This is a genomic window from Marinobacter sp. W-8 (assembly GCF_044342215.1).
Taxonomy (GTDB): Bacteria; Pseudomonadota; Gammaproteobacteria; order Pseudomonadales; family Oleiphilaceae; genus Marinobacter; species Marinobacter nauticus.
On sequence record NZ_CP172297.1, the window covers coordinates 553,149 to 574,382 of the forward strand.

15 protein-coding genes, 7 tRNA genes and 2 rRNA genes are annotated in these 21,234 nt (G+C 55.3%); all 24 read left to right on the forward strand.

Annotation, left to right across the window (positions count from 1 at the left end; genetic code table 11):
* The first annotated feature begins 47 nt into the window (after positions 1-47).
* The 24 genes from ACF8YQ_RS02480 (at position 48) to rpoB (ending at position 21,190) form a co-directional block, all read left to right on the forward strand.
* Positions 48-124: transfer RNA gene (locus tag ACF8YQ_RS02480), tRNA-Ile, on the forward strand.
* Between the two features lie 123 nt (positions 125-247).
* Positions 248-323 (forward strand) — tRNA-Ala (locus ACF8YQ_RS02485).
* 311 nt (positions 324-634) lie between these two features.
* Positions 635-3,526, forward strand: a 23S ribosomal RNA gene (locus tag ACF8YQ_RS02490).
* 83 nt (positions 3,527-3,609) lie between these two features.
* A 5S ribosomal RNA gene (gene rrf / locus ACF8YQ_RS02495) occupies positions 3,610-3,724 on the forward strand.
* Positions 3,725-4,065: 341 nt separating this feature from the next.
* A complete protein-coding gene (locus ACF8YQ_RS02500) occupies positions 4,066-5,268 on the forward strand; it encodes a DUF6160 family protein (protein WP_396622519.1) in 1,203 nt (400 codons plus the stop codon).
* A 107-nt stretch (positions 5,269-5,375) separates the two neighbouring features.
* Positions 5,376-6,335 carry a hypothetical protein gene (locus ACF8YQ_RS02505; protein WP_396622520.1) on the forward strand — a complete coding sequence of 320 codons (960 nt, stop codon included), beginning with the start codon at positions 5,376-5,378 and terminating at the stop codon, positions 6,333-6,335.
* The gene (locus tag ACF8YQ_RS02510) at positions 6,332-6,889 is read left to right on the forward strand and encodes a hypothetical protein (protein WP_396622521.1); all 558 of its coding nucleotides are present in this window, start codon (positions 6,332-6,334) and stop codon (positions 6,887-6,889) included. Before ACF8YQ_RS02505 ends, ACF8YQ_RS02510 begins: the two co-directional genes overlap by 4 nt.
* Positions 6,890-6,901: 12 nt before the next feature.
* Positions 6,902-9,295, forward strand: a complete 2,394-nt coding sequence (locus ACF8YQ_RS02515) for a DUF6160 family protein (protein ID WP_396622522.1) — start codon at positions 6,902-6,904, stop codon at positions 9,293-9,295.
* 104 nt (positions 9,296-9,399) lie between these two features.
* Positions 9,400-10,359, forward strand: coding sequence for a biotin--[acetyl-CoA-carboxylase] ligase (locus ACF8YQ_RS02520; protein ID WP_396622523.1), 960 nt, complete (start codon positions 9,400-9,402; stop codon positions 10,357-10,359).
* Positions 10,356-11,084, forward strand: coding sequence for a type III pantothenate kinase (locus tag ACF8YQ_RS02525; RefSeq protein WP_396622524.1), 729 nt, complete (start codon positions 10,356-10,358; stop codon positions 11,082-11,084). Before ACF8YQ_RS02520 ends, ACF8YQ_RS02525 begins: the two co-directional genes overlap by 4 nt.
* Positions 11,084-11,728 carry a hypothetical protein gene (locus tag ACF8YQ_RS02530; RefSeq protein ID WP_396622525.1) on the forward strand — a complete coding sequence of 215 codons (645 nt, stop codon included), beginning with the start codon at positions 11,084-11,086 and terminating at the stop codon, positions 11,726-11,728. The genes ACF8YQ_RS02525 and ACF8YQ_RS02530 overlap by 1 nt, the downstream gene beginning before the upstream one ends.
* A 31-nt stretch (positions 11,729-11,759) precedes the next feature.
* Positions 11,760-11,835, forward strand: a tRNA-Thr gene (locus ACF8YQ_RS02535).
* A gap of 40 nt (positions 11,836-11,875) precedes the next feature.
* Positions 11,876-11,959, forward strand: a tRNA-Tyr gene (locus tag ACF8YQ_RS02540).
* Between the two features lie 10 nt (positions 11,960-11,969).
* Positions 11,970-12,044, forward strand: a tRNA-Gly gene (locus ACF8YQ_RS02545).
* Positions 12,045-12,057: 13 nt separating this feature from the next.
* Positions 12,058-12,133, forward strand: a tRNA-Thr gene (locus ACF8YQ_RS02550).
* A 52-nt stretch (positions 12,134-12,185) separates the two neighbouring features.
* A complete protein-coding gene (gene tuf / locus ACF8YQ_RS02555; protein ID WP_396622526.1) occupies positions 12,186-13,382 on the forward strand; it encodes an elongation factor Tu in 1,197 nt (398 codons plus the stop codon).
* A gap of 44 nt (positions 13,383-13,426) precedes the next feature.
* Positions 13,427-13,502, forward strand: a tRNA-Trp gene (locus ACF8YQ_RS02560).
* Between the two features lie 33 nt (positions 13,503-13,535).
* The gene (secE, locus tag ACF8YQ_RS02565) at positions 13,536-13,904 is read left to right on the forward strand and encodes a preprotein translocase subunit SecE (RefSeq protein ID WP_011784235.1); all 369 of its coding nucleotides are present in this window, start codon (positions 13,536-13,538) and stop codon (positions 13,902-13,904) included.
* 12 nt (positions 13,905-13,916) lie between these two features.
* A complete protein-coding gene (nusG, locus tag ACF8YQ_RS02570) occupies positions 13,917-14,450 on the forward strand; it encodes a transcription termination/antitermination protein NusG (protein WP_011784236.1) in 534 nt (177 codons plus the stop codon).
* A gap of 117 nt (positions 14,451-14,567) precedes the next feature.
* On the forward strand, positions 14,568-14,999 hold the full coding sequence (rplK, locus tag ACF8YQ_RS02575) for a 50S ribosomal protein L11 (RefSeq protein ID WP_014420481.1): 432 nt from the start codon (positions 14,568-14,570) through the stop codon (positions 14,997-14,999).
* A 1-nt stretch (position 15,000) separates the two neighbouring features.
* Positions 15,001-15,699 carry a 50S ribosomal protein L1 gene (gene rplA, locus ACF8YQ_RS02580; RefSeq protein ID WP_014420482.1) on the forward strand — a complete coding sequence of 233 codons (699 nt, stop codon included), beginning with the start codon at positions 15,001-15,003 and terminating at the stop codon, positions 15,697-15,699.
* A gap of 226 nt (positions 15,700-15,925) precedes the next feature.
* A complete protein-coding gene (rplJ, locus tag ACF8YQ_RS02585) occupies positions 15,926-16,456 on the forward strand; it encodes a 50S ribosomal protein L10 (RefSeq protein ID WP_014420483.1) in 531 nt (176 codons plus the stop codon).
* A gap of 40 nt (positions 16,457-16,496) precedes the next feature.
* Positions 16,497-16,871, forward strand: a complete 375-nt coding sequence (gene rplL, locus ACF8YQ_RS02590; protein WP_011784240.1) for a 50S ribosomal protein L7/L12 — start codon at positions 16,497-16,499, stop codon at positions 16,869-16,871.
* A gap of 242 nt (positions 16,872-17,113) precedes the next feature.
* Positions 17,114-21,190 carry a DNA-directed RNA polymerase subunit beta gene (gene rpoB / locus ACF8YQ_RS02595; protein WP_206854965.1) on the forward strand — a complete coding sequence of 1,359 codons (4,077 nt, stop codon included), beginning with the start codon at positions 17,114-17,116 and terminating at the stop codon, positions 21,188-21,190.
* The last annotated feature ends 44 nt before the right edge of the window (positions 21,191-21,234 follow it).

The window sequence follows — 21,234 nt, forward strand, 5'->3', positions numbered from 1 at the left end:
TGGTTGGCTAATAAAGAGAGCAGATGGGTCTATCAGGCCCGTGTTTTGGGTCTGTAGCTCAGGTGGTTAGAGCGCACCCCTGATAAGGGTGAGGTCGGTGGTTCAAGTCCACCCAGACCCACCAAAATCGCTCAGCTCGTCGTTGCGCCAAGACTCGCATACGGATTGTATGCTTCGCCTTGCCGCGCCTAGATCTGAACGATTTTCCGAGTAAGGCGACAGTCAACTCGGTGAGTGGTTTCGAAAAGGGGCCGTAGCTCAGCTGGGAGAGCGCCTGCCTTGCACGCAGGAGGTCAGGAGTTCGATCCTCCTCGGCTCCACCAAACTTTACTGACTAACTTCGGTTAGCAGTGTGCAGAAACAAGTGTTTCAACTTGATGAAAGTTCGAAGCCCTTCTTTCTGATCACTGGGTCAGATTTGCTCTTTAACAAATTGGACGAGATAGAACACGAATATTTTTCTCTCATTATCTCCGAGAGAAAATGTTCAAAGTGATAGCGATTTCAAGCGTTATCCGGTGTTGTCGTTGAAGTGGTTGTTCTATTGCTTCAAGTGGCTGTCTCGAAGATGCCTCGGAATCAGGCTTGCCTGGTGAAGAGTGTGGATTCGTGATCAGTTGTCTTGGGGTTATATAGTCAAGCAACTAAGCGCATACGGTGGATGCCTTGGCAGTCAGAGGCGATGAAAGACGTGGAAGCCTGCGATAAGGTTCGGGGAGCTGGCAAACGAGCTGTGATCCGGACATCTCTGAATGGGGAAACCCACCAACCTTCGGGTTGGTATCTTACACTGAATCCATAGGTGTAAGAGGCGAACCAGGGGAACTGAAACATCTAAGTACCCTGAGGAAAAGAAATCAACCGAGATTCCCTAAGTAGCGGCGAGCGAACGGGGACCAGCCCTTAAGCTGAACAACTGGTAGGAGAAGGCTCTGGAAAGTGCCGCCATAGTGGGTGATAGCCCCGTATCCGAAACCTGAGTTCAGTGAAATCGAGTAGGTCGGCGCACGAGAAACGTTGACTGAACATGGGGGGACCATCCTCCAAGGCTAAATACTCCTGACTGACCGATAGTGAACCAGTACCGTGAGGGAAAGGCGAAAAGAACCCCTGTGAGGGGAGTGAAATAGACCCTGAAACCGTATGCGTACAAGCAGTCGGAGCAGACTTGTTCTGTGACGGCGTACCTTTTGTATAATGGGTCAGCGACTTATGTTCAGTGGCGAGGTTAACCGTTTAGGGGAGCCGTAGGGAAACCGAGTCTGAATAGGGCGAATTAGTCGCTGGGCATAGACCCGAAACCGGGCGATCTATCCATGAGCAGGTTGAAGGTGCCGTAACAGGCACTGGAGGACCGAACCCACTGTCGTTGAAAAGCCAGGGGATGACTTGTGGATCGGAGTGAAAGGCTAATCAAGCCCGGAGATAGCTGGTTCTCCCCGAAAGCTATTTAGGTAGCGCCTCGGACGAATACCACAGGGGGTAGAGCACTGTTTGGGCTAGGGGGTCATCTCGACTTACCAACCCCATGCAAACTCCGAATACCTGTGAGTACTATCCGGGAGACACACGGCGGGTGCTAACGTCCGTCGTGAAGAGGGAAACAACCCAGACCGCCAGCTAAGGTCCCAAAGTACCAGTTAAGTGGGAAACGATGTGGGAAGGCTCAGACAGCTAGGAGGTTGGCTTAGAAGCAGCCACCCTTTAAAGAAAGCGTAATAGCTCACTAGTCGAGTCGGCCTGCGCGGAAGATGTAACGGGGCTCAAACTGGTCACCGAAGCTGCGGCTGCATACTTTGTATGCGGGGTAGGGGAGCGTTCTGTAAGCCTGCGAAGGTGTGTTGAGAAGCATGCTGGAGGTATCAGAAGTGCGAATGCTGACATGAGTAACGACAATGCGGGTGAAAAACCCGCACGCCGGAAGACCAAGGGTTCCTGCGCAACGCTAATCGGCGCAGGGTGAGTCGGCCCCTAAGGCGAGACCGAAAGGTGTAGTCGATGGGAAACGGGTTAATATTCCCGTACCTTGGATAGCTGCGATGGAGAGACGGAGAAGGCTAGGTGAGCCGGGCGACGGTTGCCCCGGTTTAAGCATGTAGGGAGTGGACTTAGGCAAATCCGGGTCCACAATCCCGAGACGCGACGACGAGTGCCCAAGGGCGCGAAGTCATTGATGCCCTGCTTCCAGGAAAATCTTCTAAGCTTCAGGCTATTCGAGACCGTACCCCAAACCGACACAGGTGGTCAGGTAGAGAATACCAAGGCGCTTGAGAGAACTCGGGTAAAGGAACTAGGCAAAATGGTGCCGTAACTTCGGGAGAAGGCACGCCGGTGTGTACGTGAAACCCCTGCGGGTGGAGCGGAAGCCGGTCGAAGATACCAGGCCCCTGCGACTGTTTATTAAAAACACAGCACTCTGCAAACACGAAAGTGGACGTATAGGGTGTGACGCCTGCCCGGTGCCGGAAGGTTAATTGATGGGGTTAGCATTCGTGCGAAGCTCTTGATCGAAGCCCCGGTAAACGGCGGCCGTAACTATAACGGTCCTAAGGTAGCGAAATTCCTTGTCGGGTAAGTTCCGACCTGCACGAATGGCGTAACGATGGGGGCGCTGTCTCTACCCGAGACTCAGTGAAATTGAAATCGCCGTGAAGATGCGGTGTATCCGCGGCTAGACGGAAAGACCCCGTGAACCTTTACTATAGCTTCACAGTGAACTTTGAGCATGCTTGTGTAGGATAGCTGGGAGGCTTTGAAACCGGGACGCCAGTTCCGGTGGAGCCAACCTTGAAATACCAGCCTGGCATGTTTGAGGTTCTAACTCTGGCCCCTTATCGGGGTTGAGGACACTGTGTGGTGGGTAGTTTGACTGGGGCGGTCTCCTCCCAAAGCGTAACGGAGGAGCACAAAGGTGGGCTAAGCACGGTCGGACATCGTGCGGTTAGTGTAATGGCACAAGCCCGCTTGACTGCGAGACAGACACGTCGAGCAGGTACGAAAGTAGGTCATAGTGATCCGGTGGTTCTGTATGGAAGGGCCATCGCTCAACGGATAAAAGGTACTCCGGGGATAACAGGCTGATACCGCCCAAGAGTTCACATCGACGGCGGTGTTTGGCACCTCGATGTCGGCTCATCACATCCTGGGGCTGAAGCCGGTCCCAAGGGTATGGCTGTTCGCCATTTAAAGTGGTACGCGAGCTGGGTTTAGAACGTCGTGAGACAGTTCGGTCCCTATCTGCCGTGGACGTTGGAGATTTGAGGAAAGCTGCTCCTAGTACGAGAGGACCGGAGTGGACGAACCTCTGGTGTTCGGGTTGTCACGCCAGTGGCATTGCCCGGTAGCTATGTTCGGACAGGATAACCGCTGAAAGCATCTAAGCGGGAAGCCCCTTCCAAGATGAGATCTCCCCGAGGCCTCGAGCCTCCTGAAGAGCCGTTCAAGACCAGGACGTTGATAGGCCGGGTGTGTAAGCGCTGCGAGGCGTTGAGCTAACCGGTACTAATTGCTCGTGCGGCTTGACTATATAACACCCAAGACAATTGCGGATGACGCAACGAAATCAACATCACTCAGTTCCATCTCGTCCCCCAGTGATCAACCGTTTTGCCTGACGACCATAGCGGTCTGGAACCACCTGATCCCATCCCGAACTCAGAAGTGAAACAGACCTGCGCCGATGGTAGTGTGGCGTTGCCCATGTGAGAGTAGGTCATCGTCAGGCTCCTAAATAAAACAGCCCCGACAGCAATTGCTGCCGGGGCTTTTTTATTTTGGATCGAGGCCCTGCTGTGCACTACACAACCCCCCCATGTGACAAGGCGTGCTACGCACGCCGCAGGACGCGGGAGCGCAGCGACGGCGGGCCCAAAGGGCCGAGCGCGCCAGCGCGAGCAATGCAGGTCATCAGACCCCCTTGTGACCAGCCGCACAGTTACACCCGATAAATAACGTTAACATTCGTTTAAGACTGGCGAAGAAAAAACTATAAAGCCAGCTTCAGAGACACTCATCAGTCATTCGATCATTGCCGTCAATAACAACAAGCGGCGGGCAGGTATGGCTATGAGTACACGTAAAAGACTATTCCTCGCGCTGTCCATGGCGCTGTCTTCGGCTGCCCATGCAGATTTGCAGCCCATTTCTGATGCCCAGCTGTCCGAGGTGACAGGTCAGGCCTTTGTCTCCATAGACCGCCAGTACCATCCCGATCCCAACGAAAATACCTCCTATACCCGTGTCAATCTCGGTATGGATATCGAAATCCAGACCAATGTCGATGTTCTCGAGATGGGGCGATATGAGCGAGCGGGGGAGAAGCAGGGTTCTTCCGATGTACTGATCCGCGATTTTGCGCTCGGGTACATCAATAACCAGGCCTACTACAGCAAGAACCCTGATGCCCCGCGACAATATCGCCCCGATGGCTCAGCCTATGGCGAGAATGAAATTGTTCCGTTCATGATCGATAGCCCGTTCTTCGAGTTTGCCTTTGATGAGACCACCAACGAGGTGGTAGGTGTTCGTCTGGGCTTTGGTGAGTCCATGGGTATTCTTTCCGGCAAGATCGAAACACTGACCGGTAACGTCAATGTTGACATTATCGATCGGGGTGAGGGCCTCCGGGAAGCGAACTCAATGGGCAATTTCTTTGATCAGTTGATTGTACTTCTAACTCCGTTGCTCGAATCCGGCAGCCCGCTCGCCACCAAGGCTCAGCTGGTCTACGGAGCGGAAGGCGACCCGCGCATTGGCGAGCTTGATCCCATCCGTGCGGAGTATATCGGTATTCCGAACGGGGAAAAGTTCGTTCTCGAAGGTGCCGCCGGATTCACCCGCTGGTCTCTGAAGAACCTGATTGGCTGGGGATCCAGTTCGGAGATCGAGGTGCCGGATTGTTCCTTCTTCAGCTGTGGTGCTGGTGACATCTATGTCTATGCCCAGGATTGCATGGTGCTGGGTATAGACTCCTGCTTTGATCTGGATATTTACAACAGCTTCCCGATTGGCCAGGTTGAGGAGGTCAATGGTGAGCGGCGAATTACCGGTCCCGCCGATGGTGCGTTTATTTCGTTTCAGACCAAAGATCTGGATTGGCTGAAGGACGTCAAGAAAACCGACATCACGGTAGAGGACTTTATTCGGGCGACGTCCGGCGCATTCTTCAATATCCCCAATGGCGCCACCGAGGTAAACCTGAATGAGGCGTTGTACGGCACGGACCGTTATCGGACTGAGTACATAGACCGTGGCCGGGGGCTGTTCTGATGAGAGGATTCGGGTTCTGCAACTTCCCCTGCACTTCAATGTTGTCGTTAGCGCTCTTGTGGTCTTTGCCCCTCCAGGCTGAGATGGTGACTCTTAATGAGTCCGAGATGTCCGAGATCGATGGCGCCGGCATAGGCCTGGTTCTCGATAACTTTGCCTTCTCCCATGGAACCGACGCGCCGGATGCCAATGGCAACCAGGCCCGTATATTCCGAATCACGGGCATCAAAAGCACGGACGGGCAGGACGTGGATATCACCGTGAATCATTTGTATATCGCGGGCGCTGATTCCGCCTATGGTCAGAATCTGACCCCGGTCAACCTGGGGCGTTTGCTGCATCCCTGGCGAATTGATGTGGTGGACGGCAACACGATCGGGGTCAGAGATAAATCGGTGTTGGAAATCGCCGGGCCCGCGATGCTCAGCGCGGCCGAGGGTTACGATTGCCTGGGTGGCTCTGCGGCTGCTGGCAGCGGTACCTGTTCAAGCCGCCCCGCAACTGAATCCTGGATTGGCGAGCGAGCGGATATGGGAATGCAAATGAATGTCGCCGTGGGTGACGATCGCTCTGCCAACCTGAATATACATGCGAAAAGTGCAGTGATTGACGGGAGTTACCTGCGCCTCTGGGGCGATGACGCTCGCCAGCAAATGGCCGGCCAGTTCAAGCTGAACTTCTACTCTCCGGAGCTAACCATCAACGCCTGCACCCAGGATGGCAGCGAGTGTGGCTCCCGCATCACCATGTCCGATTTTGTCCTTCAGTTGGCGATCGGTAACGAGCTTCAGCCTGTGTTTTTTGATGTCGACGGTACGGGTAATTTCGTGCTGGAGGTAGATGCTATTGCTACACCGGCACCCGGGCAGATTGCCGCCAACGGGCTTCGGGATGGCAGCGATACCGCAACCTGGGACTTCTATGAAGCCTATTACACCAATCCGGAATACCGGAGCAATCTCCGGATCGGCAACTTTGGTGTCGGTGACCGGGATTTTGGCTCCGCCCGCATCGAAGGAATGCTCATTCAGCACCTGGAAATCAGAACCAAGGACTTGGCGCCATGATCCGTCTGACTTGTTGTTCAGCTACACGGTTTTGCCTGCTCTTTACGGCACTGCTTCCTGCCTTGGCGTATTCCGAGATGTCGCCGCTCGGGGACGACGCCCTGGCTGATGTCTCCGGCCAGGGAGGGATCTATCTGTCTGGCGACATCAGCATAAACGAAATGGGAGGTCCGGTTCAGAACAATTACTTTGGCCGGTGTGATGAGGCAGATAAGAAATGCGGTGCTCGCTTTGCCTATCGGCTGAAGCAGGATGGCGGATGGATGGTACTGGATGAAATTCGGGGGATGTTCGCCTTTGAGGGCCTGACTCTGAGGGTGCGTTCGATCGATTCCGGCTTTGGTGGGGATGGTGCACTCTTTGACCGTGATGTGATTGAGCTGGGCTTGCCAAATGTTGTCCGGTTTTCTGACGTACAGTTCAAAATCGCGTCCAGTAGCACGCCACGACCAACAGACCCCGGCTTTCAGCAAACCGACATCTTTGCGGTGGAAATGCAGGGGGACGTGATCATGCAGGGTAACCTTCTGGTTTTTCCGGACGGAACCCCTTAGCCAGGAGGCATCATGACTCGTAAGCTTTCCGGAATCCTGCCACTGAGTGCGGTCGCCCTGAGCCTCGGCAGCTATTCGATGATAACCGCTGCAGACCTCCAGAGCCTTGATGACCGGGCGCTGTCTGAGATACGAGGCCAGAGCGGGATCACCATCGAAACTGACCTGACCATGGCCGCCGACAAGCTTTCCTATTACGACGATGGAAAGGGCGTCCATCTGGAAGGTATGCGTGTGGGTTCCTCCGAGGTGCCCGGGCAGGGCGCATTTCACCGAACCAGGATCGACATTGGCAGCGATGCCGCGTTGAATCTTGAATACCTGGTGGAAGACCGGCGGGTCGAATTCTCGGACATTAGGCTGGCCGGCGCGCCGGGTGTCAGCATGGGGGGTATTTTCTTTGACCATAGCCTTCAAGGCACCTTGAGCCTGCGCCAGCAGACCGCTGGTGGAAATGGCTATGAATTTGATTCCGCGTACACCATGACGGGCGGCCGCCTGGGCTACAGAACCAACGGCAATTCGGTGTTTCTGGACGATATTACGATGTCCGTTGAGGCCTTGGGGGTAACTCTGGAAAGGGTGGGCCAGACCCTGGAACTGACGGCTCCCAGAGTGACTGGTAGCTGGCAGGTCGGTGCTATTCGATATTCCAGCGATCCTGCCATATATGGCCGTAGCACCAATGGTAACGGTGACCTGCTGCCCAGCTATGGCGGTCTCTCTGGCCAGTACGAACTGTCCTCAACGACCGGTATATCCGCAGGAGGCCGCGCAGGGGAGGGTTTGAGGTTTGATAACGAGACAACCATACATAGCGCGTCTTTCCTCTATCACGATGATGGCCATGCACTCGCCCTGAGAGACATCACTGGTTCCTACCGAATTCAGGACCTTCGTCTGGATGTGGATGAGGATTGGCGCGGCCGACCGGCAGTGGGTTTAACGCTTGGGCGAATGGAAGGCGAGTTTGAGGTCGGAGCCATTGAGATTGGCGCTGCTGGTAAGAGCTTTGGGGCCTTCAACCTGAGCTTTCTGTTGGAAGACCAGGTATTTGGTGGACGCAGCTACACCAATGCGCTTTACCTGCAGGGCGGAGGGCATGCCGATGCCGGTGCCCAGGGTTTGAGGCTGGCTGCCCAGTGGAGTCTCAGGCTTTCTGATCTGAGCTATACCGAGGACGGCAACAGGGTGATTATCAGCGGCCTTCAGTCCTGGGGGCAGGGTGATATTACCGTGAACGTTACCCGTGACGGTATTCAGGGGGGAACCCGATTCTATGACGGCTTGAGAATTGGTTTTGAGGGGCTTGAGGCCGGTTACCGTATTAATGGGATGCGCGTTGGCAGTGATGATGCGCCATTGCAGGGTGGCACAGAATTGTTGTTGGCGCTCGGCATCTATCCCGCCTACGACTTTACGCTGGACGGCCATATGACGCTCGGAGCCGGTGGCGCTTCCGGTGAGGGCCTGACGATTAATTCGGATATTCACATTCGTGACGGTCGTGCTGCAGTGATTGCCGCTCCTTATGACGAAGGTAACGGTGAGCAGCCCCAGAAAGGTCTCTGGCTGACCGATATGACCTATGATGGTCATGTTCGTAACATGACTCTGGATGTTACCGATGAAGGATTGGCGCTGGCAACGGAAGAGTCCTGGAGCACCATGGATATCGGCAATGTCCGGATCGGTAATGGTGTCGATGGAGAGAGCCTTGGGCGTTTGAAGATCCAGCGTTTTGAACAGGGGAGCACGACGTTGATCAAGCCTGGTGGTGCCGGCAACGTCTGTGTGGGTGGCGCTGGTGCTTCGGCCTCGGCCTGTTCGGCATCGGGCGGTGAGTGGGAAATGCGGGGCGAGGAAGGTGTCACGATCGAGATGAAGAACATCCTCGCCCGTGCTCAGAGCAGCGAGAAGCGGAATTCGCTGTTGTGGGAAACCAATCGGACCGTCGATGGCCAGGGGCAGGCCGTGAATGGTTCCGGAACCCGCCTGGTTCTGGACAACATATACACGAGTGACGGTGGTGATTTCGATGGTGATGGCGTCGACGACAACACCTACGGTATTCAAACCGATCTATCCGTTGACGTTTACCAGACCCGAGTCGTGAAGAAAGAAAATGGAGCGGACTCGCTGGGGGTGAATGGCGCCCGTGGTGACGAAAAGATTATGGATGCCTCGGCCCCTCAGGGTTATCGGTATGTGTCCTCTCCTTCGGAGGCTGATCGTCTGAACCGTCCACTGGGATTCGCGGTCAAGGCGGAAACCCGTTTCAAGGAACTGACCATAAATAATATCGATCTGGTTCATCCTGTGGGTGGCGCCCAGACCGCCGTGTTCGGCGCCGTGCTGCAGAACGTGAATATTCGCGCAAACCTGACCGCGACACCTATCCCCTGACGTCGCGACCGGTAAAGGGGTAAGGCCAGTGCTGCCCCTTTGCTTTTCAATCCCCTCCTGTTGTTTAATCCGGGCTTGTTTATTCCCCGTCTGGAAGCTCATTGATGAAATCCAATGCATTGCTGTCCCTGCTCAGTGATCGTGAAATCCATTCCGGTGAATCGCTGGCCCAGAAGCTGGGCGTTTCCCGGACGGCGGTGTGGAAGCATATCCGCAAGGCTATCGCCGACGGAACTGACATACGGACCATTCGCGGGCAGGGTTACCAGCTGGTGTCCGCACTGGACCTGCTTGACCGTGACATCATTCTTGGTCAGCTCAATGCTTCGGTTCGAGAGCGGATACAGCTCACTGTTCTGGATGAAGTGGATTCCACAAACGCCGAGGTTGCGCGCCTACTGACGTCGGCGCCACTCCCGGTGGTGTTATCTGACTGTCAGACGTCCGGCCGTGGTCGAAGAGGTCGGAACTGGGCCAGCCCCAAGGGCCAGAACCTCTACCTGAGCCTTGGGTTGTCGATAAAAGGTGGGTTCTCGGCCCTGGATGGCCTCAGTCTGGCCCTTGGCATTGCCGTCGCCAATGCCATTGAGCAGGTTGGGGGCGGTGAGGTAGGGCTCAAGTGGCCCAATGACCTGTTTACCCAGGGCCAGAAATTTGGTGGGATCCTGGTAGAAATCCAGGGCGAACTCCAGGAAGGTTGTGTTCAGGTGATCGCAGGAATCGGTATCAACGTGCATATGACTCAAGCTGAAGACGTTGATCAGCCCTGGACGAGCCTGGACAAGCGTTGGCCAGACCAGGCCTGGGTTCGCAACCAACTCGCTGCCGGGATGATTACTCACATTCTGGCAGCAGTGACAGAATTTGAGGCTGGCGGCTTCCGGCAATTCCGGGAGCGCTGGCAGCGCCGTGATATCTTTAACGGCCTGCCCCTCGTCACTCGTGACGGTGAATTAAAGGGCGTGGGAGGCGGTATCGACGAAACCGGGAACTACCTCCTGAAAACAGCAGAGGGCGAAATACCGGTGCGGGCGGGCGATATCAGTTTGCGGGTGTCTGAATGATTTTGTTGATTGACGCTGGTAATACCCGCCTGAAATGGCGACTGACTGGAACAGGCGGCCCTCTTGAAGGGGCAGCGGTCATGGCAGATGCTGAGCCCCTGATCGGACTTTCAGGCTACTGGTCTGACATTGACAGAATTCTGGTGTCGACGGTGGCCTCGGAAAGCGCCCGCGCGCAACTTCATGAACTGTTGCTTGCCCGGGCCAAGGTGCCTGTTGAATATTGCTGGGCTGAGTCGACGCGCGACGGCCTGTCCAATTCCTATGGGGATGTGTCGCGCATGGGGGCTGATCGATGGCATGTCATGCTGGCTGGTTGGGTCAGGTGTAAGGCTTCTTTCGCCGTTGTCGATGCCGGTAGCGCCGTCACCGTGGACTATGTCAATGCGGGCGGGCGACACCTCGGTGGCTACATTCTTCCTGGGCTCCAGATGATGCGCCGTAGTCTAAAAGTGGATGCGGCACGAATTGGATTTGAGCAGAGTGAGCAACTCGACACCCGCCCGGGACAATCGACCGGCGAATGCGTCAACCACGGTCTGGCCTGGCTCACTGAGGCCCTTGTCCAGAGGATTCATCACGATGCAAAAGCCTTTGGACTCTCTGCGATCTACCTGACCGGTGGCGATGCCCGGCGTTTGCAGGCCCTTGGTCTTGAGGCAAACGTAATTGAGGGTATGGTGCTTGACGGTCTTGAGCGAATCGCCAGCGCGGGCGTTCTGTGATGAAGTGGCTGGCGTTTCTGTTGGCAGCTCTCAATCTGGCCGTTTGGTTTGTGCCGGCCTGGATCGAGCCATCCCGTTATGTCGGCGTTTCATCTGGAATCCTGCCACGTGTCTCCAGTCTGAAAGTGGCTTCCGAGACCATGGAGAGCCTCTCCCGGGAAGAGAGTTGTCTACGGATAACGCTCGGAATGTTTGAGGCGAGGGATGACGCCGAGAATGTGGCGGCCGGTCTCAAGCATAGAGTCGGCATTGTTGAGGTTGAGAAGGAGTTACCGCCCCTGCATTGGGTATTGATTCCTCCGCAGCCGCCGGAAGCAGCGCGAGCCCAGTTCCGTGAGCTCTATCTTCAGGGCGTGGAATCGTACATTGTTTCCCGTGGAGAGTACCGTAACGCCATTTCCCTGGGGCTGTTCGAATCCCTTGAGGCTGCGCAATCGGTAATGGCAGAAAAAAAACAGGCAAATCTGAATGTAGTGCTGGCCAAGTTCCCTCGAAATCGTTTAGGATACGCGCTCGTTTTTGAGGTTGAATCCATGGCAGAAAGTGAATGGGTTCAAGCGGTTGAAGCGGAAACCGGTTACGAGTTCGATTTCGTTGAAAGCAATGCTTGTGAAGGTGTTGCAAGGCCGGAAAAAAATCCGTAGTATACCGCCCTCGCTGAACAGGCGAATGTGAGCTGGCGTAGCTCAGTTGGTAGAGCAGCTGACTTGTAATCAGCAGGTCGGGGGTTCGATTCCGTCCGCCAGCTCCACTTTAAGTTTTAAGCAGGTTCGCTTTTGCGGATTTGTTCGGGAGGGGTTCCCGAGTGGCCAAAGGGATCAGACTGTAAATCTGACGCGAAAGCTTCGCAGGTTCGAATCCTGCCCCCTCCACCACTAATTGCTCGCGGGCATCGTATAGTGGCTATTACCTCAGCCTTCCAAGCTGATGACGCGGGTTCGATTCCCGCTGCCCGCTCCAATTTGGTTTCAATGCTCATGTAGCTCAGTCGGTAGAGCACATCCTTGGTAAGGATGAGGTCACCGGTTCAATTCCGGTCATGAGCTCCATTTTTTATCCGGTCAACGTTGCGATCCTGGTTGATTAGGGAGATTGGTCGAAATGTCTAAAGCAAAGTTTGAGCGTAACAAGCCGCACGTAAATGTGGGCACCATCGGTCACGTTGACCATGGTAAGACCACTCTGACAGCCGCCCTGACTCGTGTATGTCACGAAGTTTGGGGCACTGGCGAGAGCCGTGCTTTCGATCAGATCGATAACGCACCGGAAGAGCGTGCGCGTGGTATTACCATCGCGACCTCTCACGTAGAGTACGATTCTCCGACCCGTCACTACGCCCACGTAGACTGCCCGGGCCACGCTGACTATGTGAAGAACATGATCACTGGTGCGGCACAGATGGACGGCGCGATCCTGGTTTGCTCCGCAGCTGACGGCCCCATGCCGCAGACTCGTGAGCACATCCTGCTGTCCCGTCAGGTTGGCGTTCCTTTCATTGTCGTGTTCCTGAACAAGGCCGACATGGTAGACGACGAGGAGCTGCTGGAGCTGGTTGAGATGGAAGTTCGTGACCTGCTGAGCCAGTACGACTTCCCGGGTGACGACACTCCGATCATCACCGGTTCTGCCCTGATGGCTCTGGAAGGTAAAGACGACAACGAGATGGGTACTACCGCGGTTAAGAAGCTGGTAGAAGCCCTGGACGCCTACATCCCTGAGCCGGAGCGTGCGATCGATCAGCCGTTCCTGATGCCGATCGAGGACGTATTCTCCATCTCCGGTCGTGGTACCGTAGTAACTGGCCGTGTAGAGCGTGGCATCATCAAGGTTGGTGACGAAGTGGAAATCGTGGGTATCCGCGACACCACCAAGACCACCTGTACCGGTGTTGAGATGTTCCGCAAGCTGCTGGACGAAGGTCGTGCCGGTGAGAACGTCGGTGTTTTGCTGCGTGGTACCAAGCGTGACGACGTTGAGCGTGGTCAGGTTCTGTGTGTACCGGGCTCCATCAAGCCGCACACCAAGTTCGAGTGTGAAGTGTACGTACTGTCCAAAGAAGAAGGTGGTCGTCATACTCCGTTCTTCAAGGGCTACCGTCCGCAGTTCTACTTCCGGACCACTGACGTGACCGGTTCTTGCGAACTGCCGGAAGGCGTAGAAATGGTAATGCCGGGTGACAACGTGAAAATGACCGTCACCCTGATCGCTCCGATCGCCATGGAAGATGGCCTGCGCTTCGCGATTCGCGAAGGTGGTCGTACCGTTGGTGCCGGCGTGGTCTCCAAGATCATCGAGTAACCTTCGGGTTACTCGTTTGTTGTTGCGCTGAGTTGTTTCGGTGCAGGCCAGTAGCTCAATTGGCAGAGCAGCGGTCTCCAAAACCGCAGGTTGGGGGTTCGATTCCCTCCTGGCCTGCCATTTTTCAACATCCGGATACATAAGCTGATTCCTATGGAGTCAAAAGCCGTTCAGTCGACCAGCCGTTTCGATGCTCTGAAATGGCTGGTTGTTTTTGTTCTGATTGCCGTTGGTGTGGTTGGTAATCAGTATTTCAGTGCCGAGTCTGTGCTGTATCGGGTTCTGGCTCTTGTTGGGCTGGGTCTTGTTGCTGCATTTGTTGCGCTGCAGACCGAGCGTGGCCGTCGTTTTGCCACCCTGTTGAAGGAAGCACGCGTAGAGATCCGGAAAGTCGTCTGGCCCACCAGGCCTGAGCTGGTTCAGACCACGATTATTGTTGTGGTGTTTGTTCTGGTTGTGGCTCTGATCTTGTGGGGTATGGATTCGCTGATCAGCTGGCTGGTCGCCGGCTTCATCGGCTAACGGGAGTGGGCAATGGCTAAACGCTGGTACGTCGTTCATGCGTATTCTGGCTTTGAAAAGCACGTGATGCGCACTCTGAAGGAGCGTGTGGCGCTCGAAGGCATGGAAGACAAGTTTGGCGAGATCCTGGTTCCGACCGAGGAAGTCGTCGAAATGCGCGATGGCAAGAAGCGCAAGAGCGAGCGCAAGTTCTATCCCGGGTACGTATTGGTCCAGATGGAAATGGATGATGCCTCATGGCATCTTGTCAAGAATACTCCTCGGGTACTCGGCTTCATTGGTGGTACCAAGGACAAGCCGGCACCGATTACCGAACGCGAGGCTGAGGCAATCCTGCGTCGTGTAGAAAGCGGTGCTGACAAGCCCAAGCCGAAGACCTTGTTCGAGCCGGGTGAGATTGTACGCGTTGTTGAAGGTCCGTTTGCAGACTTCAATGGCGTTGTTGAGGAAGTCGACTACGAGAAGAGTCGAGTTAAGGTTGCGGTCCTGATCTTTGGCCGTTCAACTCCGGTAGAGCTGGAGTTTGGTCAGGTCGAGAAAGACTGAGCGTAGCCTGAAAACCTGAGAGCTCGCGCGCCACGGCGACGCGGGCTTTTTGTGTCTGCTGAAGGCAGTTATATAAACGGGGAGCCGAGAGGCGTCAGAACCCACAGGAGAACTATCATGGCAAAGAAAATTGAAGCCTATATCAAGCTTCAGGTTGCTGCCGGTCAGGCCAACCCGAGTCCCCCCGTTGGTCCGGCCCTGGGTCAGCGCGGCGTAAACATCATGGAATTCTGTAAGGCCTTTAATGCCAAGACTCAAGGCATGGAGCCGGGCTTGCCGATTCCGACTGTCATCACCGTATACAGTGATCGCAGCTTTACCTTTGTTACCAAGACCCCGCCGGCGCCGGTGCTGCTGAAAAAAGCGGCTGGCATCAAGAGCGGTTCCGGTCGTCCGAACACGGACAAAGTGGGTACGGTAACCCGTGCTCAGCTGGAAGAAATTGCCAAGACCAAAGAGCCGGATCTGACTGCTGCCGACATGGAAGCAGCGGTTCGTACCATTGCCGGAACTGCCCGCAGCATGGGCCTGAACGTGGAGGGTCTGTAAGATGGCAAAGCTGAGCAAGCGTCAGAAGCTGATTCGTGAAAAAGTAGACTCTACCCGTGCCTACACCGTTGATGAGGCGGTAGCACTGTTGGCCGAGCTGGGCCAGAACGTCAAGTTCAAAGAGTCTGTAGACGTGGCCGTTAACCTTGGTGTTGATGCGCGTAAATCTGACCAGGTCGTACGTAGCAGCACTGTTCTGCCGCACGGTACTGGCAAGACTGTTCGTGTAGCTGTGTTTACTCAGGGTGCCAATGCCGAGAAAGCCACTGCTGCCGGTGCAGACGTGGTAGGTATGGATGATCTGGCTGACGAAGTGAAAAAAGGCAATATGGACTTCGACGTGGTTATTGCCACTCCGGATGCCATGCGTGTGGTTGGTCAGCTGGGCCAGATCCTTGGTCCGCGCGGCCTGATGCCGAACCCGAAGGTTGGTACTGTAACTGCCGACGTTGAGACTGCGGTCAAGAACGCCAAAGCCGGCCAGGTTCGCTACCGTACTGATAAAAACGGCATTATCCACGCTCCGCTGGGTAACGTTGAATTCTCTGCGCAGAACATCAAGGAAAACCTTGAAGCTCTGGTGGCAGATCTGAAAAAGGCCAAGCCTGCATCGTCGAAGGGTGTGTATCTGAAGAAGATCACCATCTCTTCCACGATGGGTCCTGGCCTGACTATCGATCAGGGTACTCTGAGCATCTGAGCATCTGAGGCTCTGAGCGGTAGTTACTTTGTAGTCTGGGCGGAAGCCAAGGCTGTCAAAGACCGCAGGCCCCCGCAGCGCCCTCCTGAGGGCGCCTCAAGGGTTAAAGCAACGCCTGCGCAGACGGTGTGACGACGTTCTCTCTGAACCCAAACACCGTTAGGCGTCCCGCGAGGGACATAGATGGGTTTGCTGGCATAAGCCGGCGAAATCGAGGAGAAAACCAGTGGCAATTAGACTCGAAGACAAGAAAGCGATCGTCGCTGAAGTCAACGAGACTGCTGGTACTGCTCTGTCTGTGGTTTTGGCTGACTACCGTGGTGTCACCTCCGGTGACATGACGGCGCTGCGTGCCAAGGCTCGTGCCGAAAACGTGCGTCTGAAGGTTGTTCGTAACAACCTGGCAAAGATCGCGATTCGTGGTACCGAGTTCGAGTGCATTGATCCGGCGCTGGTTGGTCCGACCATTCTGGCTTTCTCAATGGAAGATCCGGGTGCCGCTGCGCGCCTGCTGAAGGATTTTGCCAAAGAGAAAGAGGCGTTCGAAATCAAGGGTCTGGCTGTCGGCGGTGAGCTGATGGGTGCAGAACAGATTGATCGCCTGGCTACGCTGCCGACGCTGCACGAAGCGTTGACCAAGCTGGCCATTGTTACACAGGCACCAGTTACCAAGCTTGCACGTACCCTGAACGATATTCCGGGCAGGATCACACGTGTTGTAGCTGCAGTCCGGGACCAGAAGCAAGACGCTGCTTGATTCTGTTGAACACCATTTTTTACATTTTTGGGAGAAAGTCATGGCTCTGTCTAAAGACGATATTTTGAATGCAATTGCTGAAATGAGCGTAATGGAAGTTGTTGAGCTCGTAGAAGCAATGGAAGAGAAGTTTAACGTTTCTGCTGCTGCCGCTGTTGCTGCCGCTCCGGCTGCTGCCGCTGCTGGCGAAGCCGCCGAAGAGAAGACCGAATTCGACGTAGTTCTGACCGGCGCTGGCGAGAAGAAAGTAAACGTTATCAAGGCCGTTCGTGAACTGACTGGCCTGGGCCTGAAAGAAGCCAAGGAAATGGTTGACGGCGCACCTTCTACTGTTAAGGAAGGCGCAAGCAAGGACGAGGCTGAAGAAGCCAAGAAGAAGCTTGAGGAAGCAGGCGCTTCTGTTGAGCTCAAGTAAGAGTCGGCTGTTGATCGACACCGTGCGTTAAGCATGGACGGGCTGGTGGCTTCGTGCCACCGGCCTTTTTCTGTTGTATATGCTATAGAGTCTGGTGTGCAATTGCAGGTTGATGTCAGATCTATAACCTACAGCCAGAGTCTTGTTCAAGACGGCGCGATAAGCCGAGCAACTCGGCCCCGAAGCAGAACATTTGATTGCTTCTTGATACCAGGTATCAGGTCTAAAGCTGGGGAATGCAGATGACTTACTCCTACACTGAGAAAAAGCGGATTCGCAAAGACTTTAGTAAATTGCCTTCCGTGATGGAAGTCCCCTATTTGCTGTCTATTCAGCTGGATTCGTTCCGGGACTACCTCCAAATGGAAACTGCGCCTGAAGACCGCCGGGAAACTGGTCTTCATGCAGCATTCAAATCCGTATTCCCGATCGTCAGTTATTCTGGCAACGCCGCGCTCGAGTATGTGAGCTACCGAATCGGCGAGCCAGTCTTTGACGTCAAGGAATGTCAGCTCAGGGGCGTAACTTACGCCGCGCCGCTACGGGTGAAGGTCCGCCTGATCATTTATGATAAGGAATCGTCCAACAAGGCGATCAAGGACATCAAAGAGCAAGAAGTCTACATGGGCGAAATGCCCCTGATGACCGAGAACGGTACCTTTGTTGTTAACGGTACCGAGCGCGTTATTGTTTCCCAGCTCCACCGTTCACCTGGTGTGTTCTTCGATCACGACAAGGGTAAGACCCATTCCTCCGGCAAGCTGTTGTACTCAGCCCGGGTGATTCCTTACCGTGGGTCCTGGCTGGACTTCGAGTTCGATCCGAAGGACGCCGTGTTCGTTCGTATCGACCGCCGTCGTAAGCTGCCGGCCTCCATTCTGTTGCGTGGTCTGGGCTATACCTCCGAGCAAATGCTCGAGATGTTCTTTGAAACCAGTAAGTTCAGCCTGGGCGCGGAAGTGTGCAAGCTGGAGCTGGTACCAAGCCGTCTGCGGGGCGATATCGCAACCTTCGACATCAAAGACAATGACGGCAACGTGATTGTTGAAGAAGGCCGCCGGATCACTGCCCGTCACATCAAGCAGCTGGAAAAAGCCGGTATCACCGAGCTGGAAGTACCGACCGAGTATCTCTACGGTCGTGTCCTGGCCAAGGACATGATCGATCAGTCTACCGGCGAAGTGCTGGTAGAATGCAACACCGAACTGACCGAGGAAGTGGTTACCAAGATCCTTGATGCCGGTGTTGAAGACATTGAAACGCTGTACACCAACGACCTGGATTGCGGTCCGTTCATGTCGGATACCCTACGTATCGACCCGACCCGCACCCCGCTCGAAGCGTTGGTGGAAATTTACCGCATGATGCGCCCGGGCGAACCGCCTACCAAGGAATCTGCGGAGAATCTGTTTAACAACCTGTTCTTCTCCGAAGAGCGTTACGATCTGTCCGCCGTTGGCCGGATGAAACTGAATCGTCGCCTGGGCCGGGAAGAAAGCACCGGCGAAGGTACGCTGACGCACGACGATATCATCGACGTACTGAAGACCTTGATTGCCATCCGTAACGGCCAGGGCCAGGTGGACGACATTGATAACCTGGGCAACCGTCGTGTGCGTTGCGTGGGTGAAATGGCCGAAAACCAGTTCCGTGTTGGTCTGGTGCGTGTTGAGCGTGCAGTGCGTGAGCGTCTGAGTCTCGCCGAAAGCGAAGGCCTGATGCCGCAGGACCTGATCAACGCCAAGCCGGTTGCGGCCGCTGTGAAAGAGTTCTTTGGCTCCAGCCAGCTGTCCCAGTTCATGGATCAGAACAACCCGCTGTCCGAGGTTACCCACAAGCGTCGTATTTCCGCGTTGGGCCCAGGTGGTCTGACCCGTGAACGCGCCGGCTTCGAAGTCCGTGACGTACATCCGACCCACTACGGCCGCGTGTGCCCGATCGAAACTCCGGAAGGCCCGAACATCGGTCTGATCAACTCGCTGGCAACCTACGCCCGGTCCAACTCCTACGGCTTCCTTGAGAGTCCGTACCGGAAGGTGGTTGATGGTGTGGTGACCGACGAGGTGGTTTACCTCTCTGCGATTGAAGAGAGCAACTACGTGATCGCCCAGGCCAGCGCCGCTACCGATGAAGGCAAGCGTCTGACCGACGAGCTGGTTACCGTTCGCCACCAGAACGAATTTACCGTGGCTCCGCCGGAAGCGGTTAACTTCATGGACGTGTCTCCGCGCCAGGTTGTATCGGTCGCGGCGTCTCTGATCCCGTTCCTGGAGCACGACGATGCCAACCGGGCCCTGATGGGTGCGAACATGCAACGTCAGGCGGTGCCGACCCTGAAGTCGCAGGTGCCTTTGGTGGGTACCGGTGTTGAGCGCACGGTGGCTCAGGACTCTGGCGTGTGTGTAACTGCGCGTCGCGGTGGTGTGATCGAAAGCGTGGATGCGGCCCGTATCGTGGTTCGCGTCAACAACGAAGAAACCGAAGCCGGTGATGCAGGTGTGGATATCTATAACCTCACCAAGTACACCCGCTCCAACCAGAACACCTGTATCAACCAGCGTTCTATCGTGCGTCAGGGTGACGTGATTGCCCGTGGCGATGTGTTGGCGGATGGTCCTTCTGTGGATCTGGGTGAGCTGGCTCTGGGTCAGAACATGCGCATCGCGTTCATGCCCTGGAACGGTTACAACTTTGAGGACTCCATTCTCATCTCCGAGAAAGTGGTTCAGGAAGATCGTCTGACCACCATCCACATTCAGGAACTGACCTGTGTGGCTCGTGATACCAAGCTGGGCAGCGAAGAAATCACCGCAGATATTCCGAACGTCGGTGAAAGCGCACTGTCCAAGCTGGATGAGTCCGGCATTGTCTACATCGGCGCTGAAGTGGGCCCCGGCGATATTCTGGTGGGCAAGGTAACGCCGAAAGGCGAAACCCAGCTGACCCCGGAAGAAAAGCTGCTGCGTGCCATCTTTGGTGAAAAAGCGTCTGACGTTAAGGACACGTCTCAGCGTGTGCCGACCGGTACCCGTGGTACGGTCATTGACGTTCAGGTATTCACCCGTGACGGTATCGAGAAAGATGCCCGTGCGCTTTCGATCGAGAAAGAGCAGCTGGACAAGTACCGTAAGGACCTGAAAGACGAGTACCGCATTGTTGAAGGTGCGACGTTCGAGCGTCTGATGGCCGCTCTGAAAGGTCAGGAAGTGATCAGTGGTCCGGGCCTGAAAAAGGGTGCGAAGCTGGAAGAAGCCTATCTGGCGGAACTGCCGCGAGCCGACTGGTTCAAGCTGCGCATGAAAGACGAAGCTTTGAACGAGTTGCTGGAGAAATCCGAGCAGGGCCTCGAGGATCGCAAGAAAGAGCACGAAGCTCGCTTTGACGACAAGAAGGGCAAGCTTCAGCAGGGCGACGATCTGGCTCCTGGCGTACTCAAGATTGTTAAGGTTTACCTGGCAATCAAGCGTCGTATTCAGCCGGGCGATAAGATGGCTGGCCGTCACGGTAACAAGGGTGTTATCTCTGCGGTTATGCCGATTGAAGACATGCCCTACGACGAGTTTGGCAATACCGTCGATATCGTTCTGAATCCGCTGGGTGTACCCTCGCGGATGAACGTTGGTCAGGTACTTGAAACTCACCTTGGTGCTGCGGCGAAAGGTCTGGGTGAGCGGATCAGCCGCATGCTGGATGAGCAGCGTAAGGTGGCTGAGCTTCGCAAGTTGCTGGACGAGATCTACAATCACTCGGACGAAGTGTTCAAGGTTGACCTTGACAGTCTGACTGACAAAGAGATTTTCGAGCTGTGCAACAACCTGCGTGGTGGCGTTCCCATGGCAACACCAGTCTTCGATGGTGCCAAGGAAGCCGAGGTGAAGAGAATGCTTGAGCTGGCTGGCCTGGATACCACCGGTCAGACCAAGCTCTATGACGGCCGTACCGGCGATGCGTTTGATCGTCCGGTGACTGTTGGCTATATGTACATTCTCAAGCTGAACCACCTGATCGACGACAAGATGCACGCTCGTTCTACCGGCTCTTACAGCCTGGTTACCCAGCAGCCGCTGGGTGGTAAGGCTCAGTTCGGTGGTCAGCGCTTCGGTGAGATGGAAGTCTGGGCTCTGGAGGCATACGGTGCCGCCTATACCCTGCAGGAAATGCTCACCGTCAAGTCTGACGACGTAAACGGTCGGACCAAGATGTACAAGAACATTGTCGATGGCGATCATCGCATGGAGCCGGGCATGCCCGAATCCTTCAACGTTCTTGTCAAGGAAATCCGCTCGTTGGGTATCGACATCGAGCTGGAATCCGAGTGAGCCGAATTGTTTTTGGCAGCGTGAGCGGGCACTCCGTGTGCCCG